This is a genomic window from Pseudomonas sp. LFS074, from assembly GCF_047978165.1.
GTDB classification, from domain to species: Bacteria; Pseudomonadota; Gammaproteobacteria; order Pseudomonadales; family Pseudomonadaceae; genus Aquipseudomonas; species Aquipseudomonas putida_P.
The window spans coordinates 398052-416611 of the sequence record NZ_JBFPFV010000003.1 but is presented as its reverse complement, the minus strand read 5'-3'; the positions used below and the strand labels follow the sequence as shown (position 1 = coordinate 416611).

The window sequence follows — 18560 nt, the reverse complement described above, 5'->3', positions numbered from 1 at the left end:
GATCCCTCCGCCTGGCCCTTGATTTGCGCATTCAGAGAGTAATAAGACCCAAATTAACGGCCATAATGGCCGCTACGCGGCGGGAGGTCACACCGAACTTCCGCCGAATATTTCCCATATGGAAGTTCACATTGGCTTCCGAGCAGTTGCAGATAACCGATATCTCCCAACTGGTCTTGCCGATGGCGCACCACTGCAACACTTCCTTCTCCCGGCTGGTCAGAACCACCGGTTTGCTGACCGGATGTTCGAAGGCCAGTCCGGCACCGCTCTGCAGTGCGTAGTCCTTGAGCATCCACAGGGTCGGCAGGACCGACTCTATGAAACGGTTGGCCTCGGCCCGGTTTTCCGCTTCCACGCTGAGGCTCAGCGCGCCGAGTTCGCCGCGAGCACCATGCAGCGGCATGGTCAGCCCATACACCAGGCCGGCGGCCGAGGCTTCCTCGAAGAACTCGTGCTGCTTTCGCGTCTGGTAGATGGACGGTTCCCAGAAAATCGGCAGTACGCTCTGGGTACAGTGACTGACCGTCGGGTCGACCCGCGCGTAGCCAGCCCGGTCGTAATGCTCGCGCCAGGCGGCCGGGTAGTTGCCGACGATGAAGGCGTTCTCGTAGTCCTGGCTGTCCTTAGGCAACAGGCCGAACAGGATCTTCGAGAATCCAAGGTCGCTCGCCATCTTCTGCAGGATGGCGCTCCACTCCAATTTTCCACTTGAGCGTTCCAGCTCAAGAAAACCGTCAACCAAGGCCATCGATGCGCTGGGCGTCCTGCAGCAACTGCGCCCAGCGCTGCGCCGAGAGGCGCTGCAGGGCCTTGCTGACCAGCGGCCTGCGTTTGTCCCAGACAGGCGGGCGGGCCTGGCTGAAGGCTTTGTCCAGCGGCACGCCCTGGCTGAACTGTTGGGCCAACCCAGCCAGCTGACGCAGCTCGCGGGCCAGGGCCCAGAGGATGACTGGCGGCTCCACACCCTCACCGCGCAAGCCTTCGAGCATGCGCAGCGCATGTGCAGCTTCGCCGTTGAGAATGGCATCGACCAGGCCGAAGACATCGAAGCGGGCACTGTCGGCCACGGCGGCCTGCACGGTTTCCACGGTGATTTGGCTGCCTTCGGCCAGCAATTTGAGCTTTTCGATTTCCTGCGCGGCTGCCAGCAGGTTGCCTTCCACACGGGCGGCAATCAGGTCGACGGCGTCACGCTGTGCTGATAAACCGGCCTGTTGCAGGCGCTGGTTGATCCACTGCGGCAACTGGTGCACATCCACCGGCCAGATCTGGATGAACTGGCAGTGGGCGCCTTCGATCAATGCCTTGCCCCACTTGGTCTTCTGCGCACTGCCGTCGAGCTTGGGCAGGCTGATCAGCAGCAGGGTGTCTTCGGCAGGGTTGGCGCAGTACTCCATCAGCGCGGCGGCGCCCTTGTCACCGGGCTTGCCCGAGGGCAGGCGCAGTTCCAGCAGGCGGCGTTGGGCGAACAGCGAGAGGCTGGCGCCAGCCTGGAGCAGCGTGCCCCAGTCGAAGTTGGCGTCGGCACTGAATACCTGGCGTTCGTCGAAACCTTGCTGCCGCGCGGCATTGCGGATGGCGTCGGCGGCTTCCTGGCACAGCAGCGGGTCGTCGCCGCTGACCACGTAGACCGGTGCCAGGGCGCCTTGCAGGTGCTTGTTGAGTTGGGCGGGGGCGAGCTTCATGGGGAACAGGCGGGGCACCCGAGGGCGCCCCGCACGGGCTTAGTTGCCCGGTACTTCCAGTGGCGATTGCTGAGGTGTTTCGGCTTGCTGGCGGCGGGCAGCCTCCAACGCGGCAGCTTCGGCTTTGGCGCGCTCGTCGGCTTTACGCTGCAGCTCGTCCAGCTGGGACGGGGTCAGCATTTGCAAACGCACGACCATGCCGTTGACCAGGTCGCGGCGCATTTCTTCACGGGCGCGGTTGGCTTCCTGCTCGGAACCGGTGATGTTCGAGCCGTCACGCACGTAGATCTTGCGCACTTCCAGCTTGTCGCTCATCAGCTCCAGGTTATTCAGGCCCTGGATGCTGTAGTTCAGCTCTGTGGTCAGCTCGTACTCGGCGGTACGGTTGCCACTGTTGTAAGTGGCCGAGCGCTCACGCTCCTGTTCGTTGGTCAGCACCAGGCGATACGGTGCACCTGCGTGCACGTTGACGCCGCTACGTTCCAGTACTTCACGCAGTTGAACCACGGTCGGGCCGTAGGCATTGCGTGCGCTGACGTCCATTTCCTTCACGCTCAGCTCGGTGGAGCCGGTGCCGCGCAGCTGGAAACCGCAGGCGCTCAGCATGACCGCCAGGCCGATTACCAGCAAATTGCGTTTGATCATGTTGTTGCTCCCTTGTGGGCCTGTTCCGCCCACCCGCAGCCAATGCGGGTGGGCGTTTTCATCAGTTGGCGACGATGTTGACCAGCTTGCCCGGTACCACGATGACCTTGCGGATGGTCAGACCATCAATGAAGCGCAGGACATTCTCGTTGCTGCGGGCAGCGGCCTCGACTTCTTCGCGGCTGGCAGCGGCAGGCATTTCGACCTGGCCGCGCAGTTTACCGTTGACCTGAACCACCAGGGTAATGGTGTCCTGCACCAGCGCTTGTTCGTCGACGCTCGGCCAGGCGGCATCGATCACCGACCCTGCGTGGCCCAGTTGCTGCCACAGCTCGTGGGAGATGTGCGGGGTGATCGGCGCCAGCAGCAAGGTGACGGCTTCCAGGCCTTCCTGCAGCAGGGCGCGGTCCTGTTCGGTGGCTTGCGGGGCCTTTTCCAGCACGTTCATCACGGTCATCACCTGGGCGATGGCGGTGTTGAACTTGTGGAACTGGCCCACGTCGGTGCTGGCCTGCTTGATGGTAGCGTGAATGGCGCGGCGGATGACCTTTTGCGCGTCGTCCAGGGTGGCAACATCCAGCTTGCCTGGCAGGCCCTGGCTGACGTGAGCCTGAGCCAGGCGCCAGACACGGCGCAGGAAGCGGCTGGCGCCTTCGACGCCGGAGTCGGACCATTCCAGGCTCATGTCGGGCGGCGAGGCGAACATCATGAACAGGCGGCAGGTGTCGGCGCCGTAGGCTTCGATCATGGACTGCGGGTCGACGCCGTTGTTCTTCGACTTCGACATCTTTTCGGTGCCACCGATTTCCACCGGCAGGCCGTCGGTCTTCAGGCGTGCGCCAATGATCTTGGCCTTGGCATCGCGCTCGATTTCGACATCGGCCGGGTTGAACCAGTCCTTGCCGCCGTTGCTGGCCACACGGTAGTAGGTCTCGGCGACCACCATGCCCTGGGTCAGCAGGTTCTTGAACGGCTCGTTCGAGGTCACCAGGCCTTCGTCACGCATCAGCTTGTGGAAGAAGCGCGCGTACAGCAGGTGCAGGATCGCGTGCTCGATGCCACCGATGTACTGATCCACCGGCAGCCAATGGTTGGCTGCTTTCGGGTCGACCAGGCCTTTGTCGTAGTTTGGCGAGGCGTAGCGGGCGAAGTACCAGGACGACTCGACGAAGGTGTCCATGGTGTCGGTTTCGCGCTTGGCCGCGGTGCCGCATTTCGGGCAGGTGCATTCGTAGAATTCAGGCATGCGCGCCAGTGGCGAGCCGGCGCCGTCCGGCACCACGTTCTCCGGCAGGGTGACCGGCAGCTGGTCTTCCGGCACCGGTACGTCGCCGCAGGACGGGCAGTGGATGATCGGGATCGGGCAGCCCCAGTAGCGCTGACGGCTGATACCCCAGTCGCGCAGGCGGAACTGGGTACGCGATTTGCCCAGTTCCTTGCGGATCAGGGCTGCTTCGATGGCGTCGAAGGCGCCAGCGAAGTCCAGGCCGTCGAACTCGGCGGAATTGATCAGTTGGCCGTGCTCGCCATAGGCGGCCTGCCACTCGCTGCCGACTTCATCGCCAGCGCTGGTGCGCACCACGGCCTTGACCGGCAGGTTGTACTTGTGGGCGAACTCGAAGTCGCGCTCGTCGTGGGCTGGCACGGCCATGACCGCGCCATCGCCGTAGTGCATCAGCACGTAGTTGGCGACCCATACCGGCAGCTTCTCGCCAGTCAGCGGGTGCTCGACCAGCAGGGAAGTGGCCATGCCCTTCTTCTCCTGGGTGGCCATGTCGGCTTCGGCAACGCTGCCGCTCTTGCATTCGTCGATGAACGCCTGCAGCGCCGGGTTGCCCTGGGCGGCTTGGGTGGCCAACGGGTGCTCAGCGGCGACGGCGACGTAGGTGGCGCCCATCAGCGTGTCGGGACGGGTGGTGAAGACCTTCAGCGTACCTTCATGGCCAATGCTGGCCTGGTCGTACGGGAACTGGACTTCCATGCCGCGCGACTTGCCGATCCAGTTGCGCTGCATGGTCTTGACCTGTTCAGGCCAGCCCGGCAGCTCGTCGAGGCTTTCCAGCAGCTCGTCGGCGTAGTCGGTGATGCGGAAGTAGTACATCGGGATTTCGCGCTTTTCGATCAGCGCGCCCGAACGCCAGCCACGGCCGTCGATGACCTGTTCGTTGGCCAGTACGGTCTGGTCCGCCGGGTCCCAGTTCACGGTGCCGTTCTTGCGGTAGATGATGCCTTTCTCGAACAGGCGGGTGAACAGCCACTGCTCCCAACGGTAGTAGTCGGGTTTGCAGGTGGTGACTTCACGTGCCCAGTCGATGGCCAGGCCCAGGCTCTTGAGCTGGGTCTTCATGTAGTCGATGTTTTCGTACGTCCACTTGGCCGGGGCGACGTTGTTTTTCATCGCCGCGTTTTCCGCGGGCATGCCGAAAGCGTCCCAGCCCATCGGTTGCAGGACGTTCTTGCCCAGCATGCGCTGGTAGCGGGCAATCACGTCACCGATGGTGTAGTTGCGCACGTGGCCCATGTGTAGCTTGCCGCTCGGGTACGGGAACATCGATAGGCAATAGTAAGTGTCTTTGCCTGGCTGTTCGGTAACAGCGAACGATTGTTGCTCGTCCCAGAACTTCTGGGCGGCGGCTTCGATATCACGGGGCGTGTATTGTTCGTGCATGGCTACTTTTGGCTGAGAGAGAAGAGACCTTGTTCCAGGCAGCGGAACCTCGCTGCGTCCGGCACTCCGGTGTCGTTTAGAGTGAACGCCGTAGCATACAGCAGCGCTGTGCATCGTGGGAAACCTTCGTTGCGAATGCCCGCTGGTCGCGGCGTCCGGCTGCTTTTCATAGCGCCGCTAAGCTCAGGTGTGGGGGGAGATATTCTTTATCTTCAATGAGGTGAACGGATGGGAGAGACGCAGCTACCCGCTATGAAACCGGAGCTTTACGAACGCCTGATCGACCGGCTTGGCCTGGCACTGGAAGTGGCCAGGACCTCGGTACGATTGCGCGACGAGATGCCAGCCGAGCTGGAGTTGCGTGGCCTGAGCCACGCAGAGTTCGAAGTGATCAGGGCCTACCTGGAATCCCTCCCGGAGCGCCACAATGCCTCTGTTGGCAGTTACCCACAAGCGGAGCCGACATCGGCCAAGATCATTTGGCTCAAGGACAAGAAACGCCCCGCCAGTACGGCGAGATCCAGGACGCTGCCACATCGCTAGCCGTTCAGGACGCCAGGCGCAGGCCATCGCGCGCCGGTTCTTCAATATCACACAACTCAGATCGACGCCGGAGCGCACTTGTTGACCGGCGTCGATCCTTCTAGGCTGCACGCCTGCCAAGGAGGTGTGGCCGATGCCGATCCGATTTTTCATCAAACAATGGCTGATGCCGCCGGGCGTCTTGTTCCTGCTGCTGCTTGCGGCTTGGTGGCTGCGTACGCGGCGGCCACGGCTGGCGGTGCTGTGCTTTGCCGTGGGGTTGGGTGGCCTATGGTTGATGAGCCTGCCGCTGGTGGTGCAGGAAACGGCTCGGCAACTGGAAACCGAGCCGCCACTGGTGGTGGGCGACTGGGCAGGCCTGGCGAGCCGGGCCGATGCCATTGTGGTGCTGGGCGCGGGGCGCGAACGCGGTGACCCGGCTTGGGGCGGCAGTGACCAGCCCACCGCCACGGCACTTGAGCGCATGCGCTTTGCTGCGCGATTGGCCAAGGCCTCGGGCCTGCCAGTGTTGACCAGTGGCGGGCTGCATTACGGCACGCCGCCCAGTGAGGCTCGGCTGATGGCTGATCGCCTGCAGGAAGACTTCGCTGTCGCGGTGAAGTGGCGCGAAGAGGCCAGCCGCACGACCTGGGAAAATGCCCAGCTGACGGCCAAGGTGCTGCAGCCGTTGGGGATTCGCCGGGTGGTGCTGGTAACCCAGGCCTGGCACATGCAACGCTCGCGCTGGAGCTTTGAACAGGCGGGGTTCGAGGTGGTGCCGGCGCCGGTGGGGTTCCTGGGGCGCGATCATGCGCGGCCGTTTGCGGGCTTGTTGCCCGAGAGCCGGGCGATGTGGCAAAGCGGGCAGTTGTTCAATGAAGTGGTGGGGTTGGTGGGGTATCGGGTGTTCTATTGAGCCTTCTGTCGCCTGTACCGGCCTCTTCGCGGGTAAACCCGCCCCCACAGAAGCCGCACAGGTTTCTCGGGCGGTGGTGTACCTGTGGGAGCGGGTTTACCCGCGAAGAGGCCAGTGCAGGAGAACTTAAACAGTCTTGGCTATGCGGCCTGCCAGCAACGCCCAACCCAGCAGCAGCGCACAGACAATCGCCAGCGGCCACGAACGCCATTGCAGGTAAGGCGTCAGTTGCTGCATCGGTACTACTTCGCCATACAGCACGGCTTGCTGGAACTGCGGAATCTGCGTGGTAATGCGGCCAAATGGGTCGATCAGCGCAGTCACGCCGTTGTTGGTGGCGCGGATCATCCAGCGGCCGGCTTCCAGCGCACGCATTTGTGCCATTTGCAGGTGCTGCAAGGGGCCGATCGATTTACCGAACCAGGTGTCGTTGCTGATGGTCAGCAGCAGGTCGCTGCGTGCGGCCAGGCCGGCGGCGAACTCGGGGTAGACCACCTCGTAACAGATGTACGGCGCAATCTGGTAACCCTTGGCCTGCAGCAGCGGCTGGTCCTCCGGCCCGCGGGCAAAGTCCGACATGGGCAGGTTGAAGAACTCGATGGCGCCACGCAGCAGGTCTTGCAGCGGTACATATTCGCCAAACGGCACCAGCTTTTGCTTGAGGTAGGTGCCGTCACCTTCGCCAGTGGCAGTGATGCCGTTGTAGTAGCGGCGCTGGTGGTGCACTTCTTCACGCACTGGTACGCCGGTGATCAGCGCCGAATGCCGCTCGGCGGCGAAGCGGCCCATTACGTCGATGTAGCCTTGCGCCTGGTCCTTGAGTACCGGCACCGCAGTTTCCGGCCAGACAAGCAGGTCCACCGGCTTGGAACTGAAGCTCAGGTCGCGGTACAGCGCCAGTTGCGCGTCGATGTGTGCCGGGTCCCATTTCAGGTCCTGCTCGACGTTGCCCTGGATTGCCGCCACTTTCAGCGGGTCGCCAGCCGGCTTGGTCCAGGCATGGCCCTTGAGCGCCAGGCCCAGCACCCAAGGGGCCAGTAGCAGTACAGTGGCCACCGCCAGGAACGAGGGGCGGGCGCGCAGGCGGTGCAGGTTGCACAGCAGGGCAGCGGTGAGGGCCAGGGTGAAGGATATGAGCCACACGCCGCCCAGTGGTGCCAGGCCGGCCAGTGGGCCGTCCAGCTGGCTGTAGCCGGCGTAGAGCCAGGGGAAGCCGGTCAGGAACCAGCCGCGGAAGGCCTCTTGCAGCAGCCACAGGGCGGCGAAGCACAGGGCGTCGGCCAGTGGCGCTTCGTTGCGCCGTAGCCAGCGCGCCCATAACCAGGTGGGCAGGGCAAAGAACCACGCCAGGGCGGCGAAAAACGCCAACAGCAGCAGAATGGCCAACAGCGGCGAGGCGCCGCCATAGGTGTTCATGCTGACGTAGATCCACCAGGTGCCAGCGCCATACAGGCCAAAACCGAACCACCAGCCACGCCACATGGCCTGGCGCGGGCTGAGCTCGCGTAAGCCGAGGTAGAGCATGGCGATGGACAGCACGGCCAGCGGCCAGATGTCGAACGGCGCCAAGGCCAGTAGGGTGGAAGCACCGGCCGCCAGGGCCAGCAGGTTACCGGGCCAGCCGGGGCGGGTGATCCAACGCATGTTTGTCCTTAACGGGTGATCGGGGTCAGGCGCAGCAAGTGTATCCGCCGGCTGTCGGCGTTGAGAATACGGAACTTGTAAGACCCGATCTCGGTGGTTTCGTTGCGCTTGGGCAGGTGGCCAAAGGCGCTCATCACCAGGCCGCCGACCGTGTCGAACTCGTCATCGGAGAACTCGCTGTCGAAGAACTCGTTGAAGTTCTCGATCGGGGTAAGCGCCTTGACCAGGAAATCACCGCTGGGCAGCGGCTTGATGTAGCTGTCTTCCTCGACGTCGTGCTCGTCCTCGATGTCGCCGACGATCTGCTCAAGCACGTCCTCGATGGTGACCAGGCCCGCTACACCGCCATATTCGTCGATGACGATGGCCATGTGGTTATGGTTGGCGCGGAACTCGCGCAGCAACACGTTCAGGCGCTTGGACTCGGGCACGAAGGTGGCCGGGCGCAGCAGGTCCTTGATGTTGAAGCTGTCGCCGTTCTCCTTGAGGATCAACGGCAGCAGGTCTTTGGCGAGCAGGATCCCGAGCACATCGTCATGGCTTTCGCCGATGACCGGGTAGCGCGAGTGCGCGGCGTCGATCACCGCCGGCAGGAACTCGCGTGGCGACTGACCTGCCTTGATGCTGTTCATCTGCGAGCGCGGCACCATGATGTCGCGCACCTGCAGGTCGGCGACCTGGATGGCGCCTTCGACGATGGTCAGTGCTTCGCTGTCCAGCAGTTTGTTCTGATGGGCTTCGCGCAGCAGCTCAAGCAGCTCCTGGCGGTTTTTCGGCTCATGGGCAAAAGCCTGGGTCAGTTTACCCAACCAGGACTTCTGCCCGTTGCTCGATCGATCTTCGCTCATGGCGGTTCTCGTGATCCTTCGTGTATCAGTGTGTGATTGTGTCGGTTTCATCGTCGGCGTACGGGTCGGGGTGACCCAGTTCTGCCAGCAATTCCCGTTCCAGGCCTTCCATTTCCTCGGCTTCCTCATCCTCGATGTGGTCGTAGCCGAGCAGGTGCAGGCAACCGTGCATGACCAGGTGTGCCCAGTGCGCTTCCAGCGATTTGCCCTGTTCGGCCGCTTCGCGCTCGACCACCGCCACGCAGATCACCAGGTCGCCCAGTAGCGGGATATCGAGCAGGTCATCGGGCACATCGGCCGGGAACGACAGCACGTTGGTCGCGTAGTCTTTGTGCCGGTAGGTGTGGTTCAGCTCGCGGCCTTCGGCTTCGTCGACCAGGCGAATGGTCATTTCAGAGTCGGCGGTGCGCTGGCGCAGGGCCAGTTCGCACCAGCGGCGGAAGGCGGCGTCATCCGGGGCGGCGGCATCCGTGGCCCGTTGGATATCAAGTTCAAGCATCTTTGCCGGGCGCCTCGGGCTTGTTCTGGCGGCCTTCGAAGCGGTCGTAGGCCTCGACGATGCGCTGCACCAGTGGGTGACGAACCACATCTTTGGGTTGGAAGTGGGTGAAGCTGATACCCGGAACGTCCTCGAGCACCTCGATGACGTGTGCCAGGCCCGACTTGGTGCCCCGTGGCAGGTCGACCTGGGTGATGTCACCGGTGATCACCGCCGTGGAGCCGAAGCCGATGCGGGTGAGGAACATTTTCATCTGTTCCAGCGTGGTGTTCTGGCTTTCGTCGAGGATGATGAAGCTGTTGTTCAGGGTGCGGCCACGCATGTAGGCCAGCGGGGCGATCTCGATCACCTGGCGTTCGATCAGCTTGGCAACGTGTTCGAAGCCGAGCATTTCGTACAGCGCGTCGTACAGTGGGCGCAGGTACGGGTCGATCTTCTGTGCCAGGTCGCCGGGCAGGAAGCCGAGCTTTTCACCCGCCTCGACCGCCGGGCGCACCAGCAGGATGCGGCGCACCTGTTCGCGCTCCAGCGCGTCCACGGCGCAGGCCACGGCCAGGTAGGTCTTGCCGGTACCGGCCGGGCCGATGCCGAAGTTGATGTCGTTGGCCAGGATTTCCTTCACGTAGCGCTGCTGGTTGAGCCCGCGCGGGCGGATGTTGCCCTTGCGCGTGCGCAACGACACGCTGACCTCGTTGACGGCCGGGTTGTCGATGTTCTCGACAGCCGATTCCTGCAGGTACAGGTGCACGGTTTCCGGCGACAGGTCGGTGGCCTTGGTCTCGCGGTAGAGACGGCGCAGCAGCTGTTCGGCAGCGGAGGTGGTCCTGGGTTCGCCGATCAGTTCGAACTGATTGCCGCGGTTGCGGATTTCGATTGCAAGGCGCTGTTCGATCAGGCGCAGGTGCTCGTCGAACTGGCCGCACAAGTTGGCGAAACGGTGGGCCTCGAAGGGCTCGAGGATGAAACGATGGGGTTCTATGGGTGCGTTCAAGGTCGTTTTTAGCCGCTCGACGGCGATGGATGTGAACTCAAGAATAACCCTTGAATGGCAGTGGCGAAAGCACTGAAACGTTCAACGGTATGTGCGGCCTGTTCCGGCCTCGTCGCGGGTTTACCCGCGAGCAGGCCGGCACTGCTATGATGCCCGCCTTTTCTTACGCATGTGTTATCCCGTCGAACATGAGCAAACGCGAACCTGCCATCTATAAAGTGATCTTCCTCAACCAGGGGCAGGTCTTCGAGATGTACGCCAAGCAGATCTACCAGAGCGACCTTTGGGGTTTTCTGGAAATCGAGGAGTTCGTGTTCGGCGAGCGCTCGCAACTGGTGGTGGACCCGAGCGAGGAGAAGCTCAAGAGCCAGTTCGAGGGCGTTATCCGCAGTTTCGTGCCGATGCATGCGATTGTGCGCATCGATGAGGTGGAGCGACTGGGCACGGCGAAAATCAGCGAAGCCAAGGGTGGCGGCAATGTCATGCCGTTCCCGATGCCGATGCCGGAAAAGTAACCCTCAGGGGAGTGGCGAGAACGGCGTGCGGCCTTCGGCGTTCTGCAGTTCCAGCAGGTATTTGCGGAAGATCTGGCCGAGCACCTGGGTGGCATGCTCCAGCTCGTCGCGGGGCATTTGCTCGGTCACTTCGTCGGCCATGTCCAGCGCATCTTCGGCGCCATTGACCGCGGCCATCTTCAGCAGAATGTAGGCCTGTACGTTGTTGGCCTTGACCCCTTCACCATGGAAGAACATGGCACCCAGGCGATACTGGGCATCAGCCTGGCCTTGCAGCGAAGCCTTCTGGAACCAGTCCAGGGCTTTGTCGAGTTTTTTTGGCGTTTGCGTGTAGTAGTACTCGCCCAGTTCGAACTGCGCCTGGGCATCCCCCGCGGTTGCCGTCTGCTCGCAGGCCTTGAGGGCGTTTGCCAGGTCTTCAGGCTGAACGTTCAAGGTGCAGCGGCCCGTCGCCGGAATCAGCAACGAGTTACCGCCCTCCGCCAAGGCCAGCAGGGGCTGAAGAAGCAACAGGCAGCCCAGGGTCAGGGCGCGGCCGGTGCGGTTCATGGGGATCGACTTACCTCTGCAAAGCTGCGGCCAATGTCTCTGGTGGCACATTATGGGATAAGCAGCGCCAACCTTACAAAGTTTTACTCGAATTTCTGCTTGGTTGGGGGCGTTAGCTGATTGTGCGCGGTCTTTTGTTGCCTCTACCAGCCGCTGTGGGCGCGGCCTTGTGTCGCGATAGGGCTGCGCAGCAGCCCCAAAATTTCAGCAAAAATGCATCAATCGCTGGGGCCGCTTTGCGCCCCTATCGCGACGCAAGGCCGCTCCCACAAAGGGGAGCAACTGCTTATTTCAGCGCTGCAAAAGCCTTTTCAGCCGCATCCAGGGTGATCTGCAGCTCCTTGTCGCCATGGGCGATGGAGGTGAAGCCCGCCTCGAACGCGCTCGGCGCCAGGTACACGCCACCGTCGAGCATCAGGTGGAAGAAGCGCTTGAAGCGTTCGGCATCGCTGGCCATCACGTCTTCGAAGGTGACAATGTCGTCAGCGCCGCTGAAGTACAGGCCGAACATGGCGCCGGCCTGGGTGGTGACGAATGGTACGCCAGCCGCATCGGCGCGCTGCTGCAGGCCGTCGAGCATGCGGCTGGTGTAGTCGGTCAGTTCGGCGTGGAAGCCTGGGCGGCTGATCAGCTTCAGGGTGGTCAGGCCGGCGGCCATGGCCAGCGGGTTGCCCGACAGGGTGCCCGCCTGGTAGACCGGGCCGAGCGGAGCGATGCAGCCCATGATTTCACGTTTGCCGCCGAAGCAGCCGACCGGCATGCCGCCGCCGACGATCTTGCCGAAGGTGGACAGGTCCGGCTTGATGCCATAGTGGCCCTGGGCGCCACCGAGCGAGACGCGGAAGCCGGTCATCACTTCGTCGAAGATCAGCACCACGCCATGCTTGTCGCACTGCTCGCGCAGGCCTTCAAGGAAGCCCGGCGCCGGGGGGACGCAGTTCATGTTGCCAGCCACCGGCTCGACAATGATGCAGGCCACGGTCTGGCCGACTTCTGCCAGTGTCTTCTCGACCGCGGCGATGTCGTTGAACGGCAGGGTCAGGGTGTGCTTGGCGAAGTCCGCCGGCACGCCTGCCGAGCTTGGCACGCCTTGGGTCAGCAAGCCGGAGCCGGCTTTTACCAGCAGGCTGTCGGAGTGGCCGTGGTAGCAGCCTTCGAACTTGATGATGGCGTCACGGCCGGTGTAGCCACGGGCCAGGCGGATGGCGCTCATGGTGGCTTCGGTGCCCGAGCTGACCATGCGCACCATTTCCATGGACGGCACCAGCGAGCAGACCAGGTCGGCCATGTCGGTTTCCATGGCGGTCGGTGCGCCATAGGACAGGCCGTGCTCCAGTTGCTTGCGTACCGAGTCCAGCACGTCCGGGTGGCCGTGACCGAGGATCATCGGGCCCCAGGAGCCAACGTAGTCGACGTAGCGCTTGTCGTCCTCGTCAACGACATAGGCGCCTTCGGCATGCTTGAAGAACAGCGGCGTGCCGCCAACGCTCTTGAAAGCGCGGACCGGCGAGTTGACGCCACCGGGGATGTGCTTCTGGGCTTTGGCGAACAGGTCTTCGGAACGGGACATGGAAGTTCTCTCGAAATCAGGATGCGAACAAGGCATTGAAGGCGCGGGCGCGGCGGGTGACTTCCTGCGCGCTGTCGGCACCGAACAGGCCGTGGATCACCGCCAGCAGGTCGGCGCCATGGGCGACCAGCGGGGCGGCGTTGTCGAGGGTGATGCCGCCGATCACCGCGATTGGCAGCTTCACCTGGGCGCGGGCCTGCTCCAGCAGGTCGACGTTGGCAGCGGGCGCGCCCGGCTTGGTGACGGAGTTGAAGAAGCGGCCAAAGGCCACGTAGCTGGCGCCTTCGCTGGCGGCCTGGGCGGCCAGCTCGAGGCTGGCGTGGCAGGTGGAGCCGATGATCGCCTGGCGGCCGAGCAGGGTGCGGGCCGGGGTCAGCGGGCCGTCCGTCTGCCCCAGGTGCACGCCGACGCCCAGGCGTGCGGCCAGTTCGGCGTCGTCGTTGATCAGCAATTGGGTGCCGTAGCGCTCGCAGAGCTTCATAAGCCCTTCGGCTTCACGCAGACGGCGCGCCGCGTCGTCACTTTTGTCGCGGTACTGCAGCAGGCACACGCCGCCGTCCAGGGCCGCCTCGACATGGGACAGGAAACGGCCGGCGAGCAGCTGGCTGTCGGTGATGGCATACAGACCGCGTAGCTTCATTGAAGGCCTCGTATCAGGAGCAGAAGTCCAGGGGCAGGCGGCGCGGCACGAACTGGCCTTTGCCCAACTGCTCGGCATCACGCAGGGTGCGCCAGGTATAGTCCAGGGCGCTGCGCACGGCGCTTTCCAGCTGTTCGCCGAGGGCCAGGCGGCCCGCCAGGGCGCTGGCCAGCGTGCAGCCCGAACCGTGGTAGCTGCCTGGCAGGCGCTGGCAGGTCCAGGTGTGTTGCTGGCCGTCCTGGGTGTACAGGCGGTTGTGAATTTCGACTTCGTCGCCGTGACCGCCGGTAATCAGCAGGTGTCTACAGAACGGCAACAGTTTTTCGGCGCATTCGTCGGCGGTGCCTTCAGGCAGCTCGGCGAGGATGCGTGCTTCGGGCAGGTTCGGCGTGGCGATGGTCGCCAGCGGCAGCAGGCGTTCGCGCAGGGCATAACCCACTTCGTCCTTGCCCAGGCGGCCACCGCCACCGGCCCGCAGCACCGGGTCGCAGACCAGCGGCAGGTGCGGGTGGGCAGCCAGCAGTTCGGCGACGGTGTCAACCATGTCGATCGAGCCGAGCATGCCCAGCTTGACGGCGGCCACCGTGGAGTCGGCCAGCACGGCGTTGGCCTGGGCCAGCACCCACTCGCGGTCGAGCACGCGGAAGTCGGAAACGTTGACGGTATCCTGCACGGTCAGGGCGGTCACTGCAGGTGCAGCGTGACAGCCTTGGGCGATCAGGGCTTCGATATCTGCCTGCAAGCCGGCGCCGCCACTGGGGTCGTGGCCGGAGAGACAGAGGACAACGGGGCGGGAGCTGTAGGTATTCATGGTCGGCGAGCTTACCACCAAACCTGTTTGGGCGGATCGTCCGACAAACGAGATTTGTTGATCGAACGGTCAGATTAGATTTTGTTTTTCTTCTGAAAGCATTGAGTTAGAGCCTTTTCTTTGTGTTTTTATATGGCCGATTACCAGGTTGTGAAGCTATGCTAGAGTGCTCGGATAACTCGACAAACGGGTTCTGCAGGATCACGTCGTCTCAAACGGATGGGAGGCTACCGCGACGCGACCGGACAGGCCATGCTGGGGCTGTATGCGCTATTTGCTGATTGTGCTTCTGGGTTTGCTGCCCGTGCTGGCCGGAGCGGTCGATTTCGACGACGCTACCCGGCATCTTCCACTGGGCAAGGCCATGCAGGTTTATGAAGACCTCGATGGCAGTGCCAGCATTGCCCAGGTCAGTGCCCCTGGGTTCGCCAAACACTTCCAAGCCCACCATGAAGACGTGCTGAACGCCGGTTACTCTACCTCGGTGTTCTGGCTCAAGGTCGAGTTGCGCCCGCTTGCCGCGCCTGGCGTGGCACCACGGCAATGGCTGCTGGAGCTGGCCTACCCGCCGCTGGATCACCTTGAGCTATTTTTGCCTGACAGCAGCGGCTTGTACCGCCTGGCGCAACGCACCGGTGATGCCTTGCCCTACGACAGCCGGCAGATCCTGCAGAACAACTACCTGTTCGAACTGCAGTTGCCCCCTGGCAAGGTGACCACCGCCTACCTGCGGCTGCACAGCCAGGGTTCGGTGCAGGCGCCGTTGGCGCTGTGGTCCGCCGAGGCCTACATGGAGGAGCAGCCCACACGCCTGTATGTGCTGGGGATGATCTACGGCGTGTTGCTGGTGATGCTGGTGTACAACCTGTTCATCTACCTCAGCGTGCGCGACGTCAGCTACCTCTACTACATCCTCTATATTGCCTCGTTCGGGTTGTACCAGGTGTCGGTGAACGGTGCGGGCGTGGCCTACTTCTGGCCGGACAGCCCCTGGTGGGCGAATGCATCCACGCCACTGTTCATTGGTGCCTCCGGCCTGTTCGGTTGCCAGTTCGCCCGGCACTTCCTGCAACTGGGCAACACCAGCCGTGGTTTCGACCGGCTGCTGCAGCTACTGATGCTGGGCGGCGCGCTGGTCATGGTGCTGGCGGTGAGCATGCCCTACGGTATTGCCCTGCGCATGGCCACGCTGCTGGCATTGCTGTTTACCGTGAGCATCTTCAGCGCCGGCTTGTACGCCTGGTGGCGTGGCTTGCGCGTGGCGCGCTGGTTCATTATCGCCTGGACTGCGTTCCTGCTCGGTGGCTTGGTCAACACCTTGATGGTGCTGGGCTACCTGCCAAATGTGTTCATTACCATGTATGCCAGCCAGTTGGGTTCTGCGCTGGAGGTGGCCTTGCTGTCGCTGGCGCTGGCCGACCGTATCAACAGCCTGCGTGAGCAGCAGGCGCAGACCCTGCGCGAAACCGGGCGCACACTGGAGCAACTGAACCTGCAACTGGCCAGGAGCAACCGTCTGAAGGACGAGTTTCTGGCCAGCGTCACCCATGAACTGCGTACCCCGATGAACGGCGTGATTGGCTCGCTGGAGCTGATGCACACCCTGCCGATGGAGGCCGAAATGGCGCAGTACCATCGCACGGCGGCGGGGTCTGCCCAGGGCATGATGGACATGGTGGATGCGATCCTCACCCTGTCCGAACTGCAGGCCGGCCGCCTACGGGCGCAGCCAGCACCGTTCAGCCTGCGCGCCCTGTTGCAGGGGTTGCGCGCCGGTTATGCCGGGCAGGCCTTGGGCAAAGGTTTGTACCTGAGCCTGGATATCCCGGCCGACCTGCCGGACGGGTTGCTCGGTGACGGGCAGAAACTGGCGCACTGCCTGGGCTGCCTGGTGGACAACGGTTTGAAGTTCACTCATCAGGGTGGGGTGATGATTCAGGTGCGCGGCCGCCGCGTGGGGCCGGACGATCTGGCGTTGACCTTCACGGTCAGTGATAGCGGTATCGGCTTTGATGACCTGGACCAGTCGACCCTGTACCAGCGGTTCTTCCAGGTGGATGGTTCGATGACCCGGCGCTACGGCGGCTTGGGGATCGGGTTGTCGATTTGCCGGCAGATGGGGGAATTGCTGGGCGCCAGGTTGGCGCATGAGTCGACGCGCGGGTTGGGCAGCCGGTTTGAACTCAGTTTGAACATGGCTATTTCGCAGGTGCAGATGAGTCCGAGTATCCTGCAGTCACGGCGCTCGCTGTAGCACTCATGGCCTGTGGCGCGCGTTTGCTCCCACCGCCACACGTTTAGTCATGAATGCCACTTTGACTGCCCCGCAGGGAGTGCTTCACTGGGTCTCTCAAGCCTACCCGGATCCAGGAGCCCCCGATGAACCTGCACCAGTACGCTGAAACCCACGAAGTCACCAACCAGCCGCCGTCCCTCGACGGTGCCAACCTGTACCGCCTCGACTTGCCATTGCAAGAATGGTCCCGGCGTTTTGGCGCGGGCTGGGCCGAATCGCGGATCGATGCCTACGGTGCCCTGGCCGGCGGCCCACTGATGCAGGCGGGCTTCCTGGCCAACGCGCATAAGCCTGAATTCAGCAGCCACGACCGCTATGGCCATCGCATCGACCTGGTTGAGTTTCACCCGGCCTACCACGTGCTGATGCGCACCGCCGTCGAGCACGGGTTACCTTCTTTGCCATGGGCCGAACCCCGCGCAGGCGCCCATGTGGCGCGGGCGTCGATGACCTACCTGCACAGCCAGGCCGAGGCTGGCACCGGTTGCCCGCTGACCATGACCTTCGCCGCTGTGCCGGCGCTGCGCTTGCAACCTGAGCTGGCCGAATACTGGCTGCCAAAAATGCTTGCCTGCGAGTACGACCCGCGCAACGTCGGCGACCGGCACAAGGCCGGAGTCACCCTGGGCATGGCCATGACTGAAAAGCAGGGCGGTACCGACGTGCGCGCCAACACTACGCGGGCCTACCCTGTCGGTGCACCAGGCCCTGGCCAGGCCTATGAGCTGGTCGGCCACAAGTGGTTCTGCTCGGCGCCCATGTGTGATGCTTTCCTCACCCTGGCGCAAACCGAAAAAGGCCTGAGCTGCTTCCTACTGCCGCGCCACCGGCCGGATGACAACCGCAACCAGTTCTATATTCAGCGCCTGAAGAACAAGTTGGGCAACAGTTCCAACGCCTCCAGCGAGGTGGAGTTCCGTGGGGCGCTGGCGTGGATGATTGGCGAAGAAGGGCGGGGCGTACCGACCATCATCGAGATGGTGGCCATGACCCGTTTTGACTGCATGGTCGGCTCCAGCGCCTTGATGCGCCAGGCGTTGACCCAAGCCGCCCACCACTGTGCGCACCGCAAGGTCGGTGGCCGTGTGCTGAACGAGCAGCCACTGATGCAGAACGTTCTGGCCGACCTGGCCCTGGAAAGCGAGGCGGCACTGGCCCTGAGCCTGCGCATGGGCCAGGCGCTGGAGCAATTGGACGACCCACAGCAAGCGCATTTCGCCCGGCTGGTCACGGCGGTGGGCAAGTACTGGATCTGCAAGCGTGCGCCGGCCATGATCAACGAGGCTGCCGAATGCCTGGGTGGCGCCGGTTATGTGGAAGACAGCATTCTGCCAAGGCTGTACCGCGAGGCGCCGGTCAACTCGACCTGGGAGGGCTCGGGCAATGTGCAGTGCCTGGATGTGCTGCGGGCCTTGTCCAAGGAGCCGGGTGTGCTCGATGCGCTGTTCACCGAACTGGGCGATGGCCATGGCGACCCGCGCCTGGCGGCGCACATCGGCAACCTCAAGGGTGCGTTTGCCGACACCGGCGATATGCAGTACCGAGCGCGGCAGTTGACCGAAGATATTGCCTTGGCGTTGCAGGCCAAGCTGTTGCTGGAGGCGGGGAATGCGGTGGTCAGCGATGCGTTTATCGGCAGCCGCCTGGCGGGGAGCGGGAGGGCGTACGGGGCATTGCCGCGGGGGGTTGATGCCGAGGCGCTGGTAACAAGGGCTACGCCCGCCTGGCCGCTGTAGGCGCGGGCTTGCCCGCGAATGA

At 63.4% G+C, this 18560-nt stretch carries 16 protein-coding genes and 1 pseudogene; 5 read left to right on the top strand and 12 right to left on the bottom strand.

Annotation, left to right across the window (positions count from 1 at the left end):
• Positions 1–31: 31 nt before the first annotated feature.
• The 4 genes and pseudogenes from lasR to leuS all read right to left on the bottom strand — a co-directional run bounded on the left by lasR (position 32) and on the right by leuS (position 5001).
• Positions 32–751 (bottom strand): transcriptional regulator LasR, encoded by a 720-nt coding sequence (gene lasR / locus ACNQP3_RS25895; protein WP_347032980.1) that lies wholly within the window; start codon positions 749–751, stop codon positions 32–34.
• Positions 750–1688 (bottom strand): annotated as a pseudogene (holA, locus tag ACNQP3_RS25890) (DNA polymerase III subunit delta); the annotation flags it as partial. The pseudogene holA and the gene lasR, both read right to left, overlap by 2 nt.
• A 39-nt stretch (positions 1689–1727) precedes the next feature.
• Positions 1728–2333: an LPS assembly lipoprotein LptE gene (gene lptE / locus ACNQP3_RS25885; RefSeq protein ID WP_012274366.1), complete on the bottom strand. Its 606-nt coding sequence runs from the start codon at positions 2331–2333 to the stop codon at positions 1728–1730.
• Between the two features lie 61 nt (positions 2334–2394).
• Positions 2395–5001: a leucine--tRNA ligase gene (gene leuS / locus ACNQP3_RS25880; protein WP_264316589.1), complete on the bottom strand. Its 2607-nt coding sequence runs from the start codon at positions 4999–5001 to the stop codon at positions 2395–2397.
• Positions 5002–5229: 228 nt separating this feature from the next.
• Between leuS and ACNQP3_RS25875 the strand changes: the two genes are divergently transcribed.
• Positions 5230–5544, top strand: coding sequence for a hypothetical protein (locus ACNQP3_RS25875; protein ID WP_012274364.1), 315 nt, complete (start codon positions 5230–5232; stop codon positions 5542–5544).
• Between the two features lie 133 nt (positions 5545–5677).
• The gene (locus ACNQP3_RS25870; protein WP_264316588.1) at positions 5678–6439 is read left to right on the top strand and encodes a YdcF family protein; all 762 of its coding nucleotides are present in this window, start codon (positions 5678–5680) and stop codon (positions 6437–6439) included.
• A 126-nt stretch (positions 6440–6565) separates the two neighbouring features.
• Here the strand turns inward: ACNQP3_RS25870 and lnt are convergent, their stop codons facing one another.
• The 4 genes from lnt to ACNQP3_RS25850 are packed head-to-tail and all read right to left on the bottom strand — an operon-like array spanning position 6566 to position 10421.
• Positions 6566–8083 (bottom strand): apolipoprotein N-acyltransferase, encoded by a 1518-nt coding sequence (gene lnt / locus ACNQP3_RS25865; protein ID WP_012274362.1) that lies wholly within the window; start codon positions 8081–8083, stop codon positions 6566–6568.
• 8 nt (positions 8084–8091) lie between these two features.
• Positions 8092–8931, bottom strand: coding sequence for an HlyC/CorC family transporter (locus tag ACNQP3_RS25860; protein ID WP_003249762.1), 840 nt, complete (start codon positions 8929–8931; stop codon positions 8092–8094).
• Positions 8932–8956: 25 nt separating this feature from the next.
• Positions 8957–9430, bottom strand: a complete 474-nt coding sequence (gene ybeY / locus ACNQP3_RS25855; RefSeq protein WP_012274361.1) for an rRNA maturation RNase YbeY — start codon at positions 9428–9430, stop codon at positions 8957–8959.
• Positions 9423–10421 carry a PhoH family protein gene (locus ACNQP3_RS25850; protein WP_060494519.1) on the bottom strand — a complete coding sequence of 333 codons (999 nt, stop codon included), beginning with the start codon at positions 10419–10421 and terminating at the stop codon, positions 9423–9425. Before ACNQP3_RS25850 ends, ybeY begins: the two co-directional genes overlap by 8 nt.
• Before the next feature lie 188 nt (positions 10422–10609).
• Here ACNQP3_RS25850 and ACNQP3_RS25845 point away from each other — a divergent pair, with 188 nt between their 5' ends.
• Positions 10610–10936, top strand: a complete 327-nt coding sequence (locus ACNQP3_RS25845) for a DUF1820 family protein (RefSeq protein ID WP_041166798.1) — start codon at positions 10610–10612, stop codon at positions 10934–10936.
• A gap of 3 nt (positions 10937–10939) precedes the next feature.
• Here ACNQP3_RS25845 and ACNQP3_RS25840 read toward each other — a convergent pair whose 3' ends face one another.
• The 4 genes from ACNQP3_RS25840 to ACNQP3_RS25825 form a co-directional block, all read right to left on the bottom strand.
• On the bottom strand, positions 10940–11485 hold the full coding sequence (locus ACNQP3_RS25840; RefSeq protein WP_012274358.1) for a tetratricopeptide repeat protein: 546 nt from the start codon (positions 11483–11485) through the stop codon (positions 10940–10942).
• Positions 11486–11771: 286 nt separating this feature from the next.
• Positions 11772–13055 carry a glutamate-1-semialdehyde 2,1-aminomutase gene (gene hemL / locus ACNQP3_RS25835; RefSeq protein ID WP_060494518.1) on the bottom strand — a complete coding sequence of 428 codons (1284 nt, stop codon included), beginning with the start codon at positions 13053–13055 and terminating at the stop codon, positions 11772–11774.
• Positions 13056–13071: 16 nt separating this feature from the next.
• Positions 13072–13695 carry a thiamine phosphate synthase gene (gene thiE / locus ACNQP3_RS25830; protein ID WP_012274356.1) on the bottom strand — a complete coding sequence of 208 codons (624 nt, stop codon included), beginning with the start codon at positions 13693–13695 and terminating at the stop codon, positions 13072–13074.
• A gap of 13 nt (positions 13696–13708) precedes the next feature.
• Complete coding sequence (locus ACNQP3_RS25825) at positions 13709–14506, bottom strand: hydroxymethylpyrimidine/phosphomethylpyrimidine kinase (RefSeq protein ID WP_012274355.1); 798 nt, start codon at positions 14504–14506, stop codon at positions 13709–13711.
• 265 nt (positions 14507–14771) lie between these two features.
• Here ACNQP3_RS25825 and ACNQP3_RS25820 point away from each other — a divergent pair, with 265 nt between their 5' ends.
• Entirely contained in the window at positions 14772–16760 is a 1989-nt protein-coding gene (locus ACNQP3_RS25820; RefSeq protein ID WP_060494516.1) for a sensor histidine kinase, read from the top strand.
• A gap of 125 nt (positions 16761–16885) precedes the next feature.
• Entirely contained in the window at positions 16886–18538 is a 1653-nt protein-coding gene (locus ACNQP3_RS25815) for an acyl-CoA dehydrogenase family protein (RefSeq protein WP_060494515.1), read from the top strand.
• Positions 18539–18560: the final 22 nt, after the last annotated feature.

What these genes read in the sequence shown, in the direction of transcription:
- lasR (WP_347032980.1), bottom strand. Translation starts at nt 751, where the DNA reads ATGGCCTTGGTTGACGGTTTTCTTGAGCTGGAACGCTCAAGTGGAAAA.
- lptE (WP_012274366.1), bottom strand. Translation starts at nt 2,333, where the DNA reads ATGATCAAACGCAATTTGCTGGTAATCGGCCTGGCGGTCATGCTGAGC.
- leuS (WP_264316589.1), bottom strand. Translation starts at nt 5,001, where the DNA reads ATGCACGAACAATACACGCCCCGTGATATCGAAGCCGCCGCCCAGAAG.
- ACNQP3_RS25875 (WP_012274364.1), top strand. Translation starts at nt 5,230, where the DNA reads ATGGGAGAGACGCAGCTACCCGCTATGAAACCGGAGCTTTACGAACGC.
- ACNQP3_RS25870 (WP_264316588.1), top strand. Translation starts at nt 5,678, where the DNA reads ATGCCGATCCGATTTTTCATCAAACAATGGCTGATGCCGCCGGGCGTC.
- lnt (WP_012274362.1), bottom strand. Translation starts at nt 8,083, where the DNA reads ATGCGTTGGATCACCCGCCCCGGCTGGCCCGGTAACCTGCTGGCCCTG.
- ACNQP3_RS25860 (WP_003249762.1), bottom strand. Translation starts at nt 8,931, where the DNA reads ATGAGCGAAGATCGATCGAGCAACGGGCAGAAGTCCTGGTTGGGTAAA.
- ybeY (WP_012274361.1), bottom strand. Translation starts at nt 9,430, where the DNA reads ATGCTTGAACTTGATATCCAACGGGCCACGGATGCCGCCGCCCCGGAT.
- ACNQP3_RS25845 (WP_041166798.1), top strand. Translation starts at nt 10,610, where the DNA reads ATGAGCAAACGCGAACCTGCCATCTATAAAGTGATCTTCCTCAACCAG.
- ACNQP3_RS25840 (WP_012274358.1), bottom strand. Translation starts at nt 11,485, where the DNA reads ATGAACCGCACCGGCCGCGCCCTGACCCTGGGCTGCCTGTTGCTTCTT.
- hemL (WP_060494518.1), bottom strand. Translation starts at nt 13,055, where the DNA reads ATGTCCCGTTCCGAAGACCTGTTCGCCAAAGCCCAGAAGCACATCCCC.
- thiE (WP_012274356.1), bottom strand. Translation starts at nt 13,695, where the DNA reads ATGAAGCTACGCGGTCTGTATGCCATCACCGACAGCCAGCTGCTCGCC.
- ACNQP3_RS25825 (WP_012274355.1), bottom strand. Translation starts at nt 14,506, where the DNA reads ATGAATACCTACAGCTCCCGCCCCGTTGTCCTCTGTCTCTCCGGCCAC.
- ACNQP3_RS25820 (WP_060494516.1), top strand. Translation starts at nt 14,772, where the DNA reads ATGCGCTATTTGCTGATTGTGCTTCTGGGTTTGCTGCCCGTGCTGGCC.
- ACNQP3_RS25815 (WP_060494515.1), top strand. Translation starts at nt 16,886, where the DNA reads ATGAACCTGCACCAGTACGCTGAAACCCACGAAGTCACCAACCAGCCG.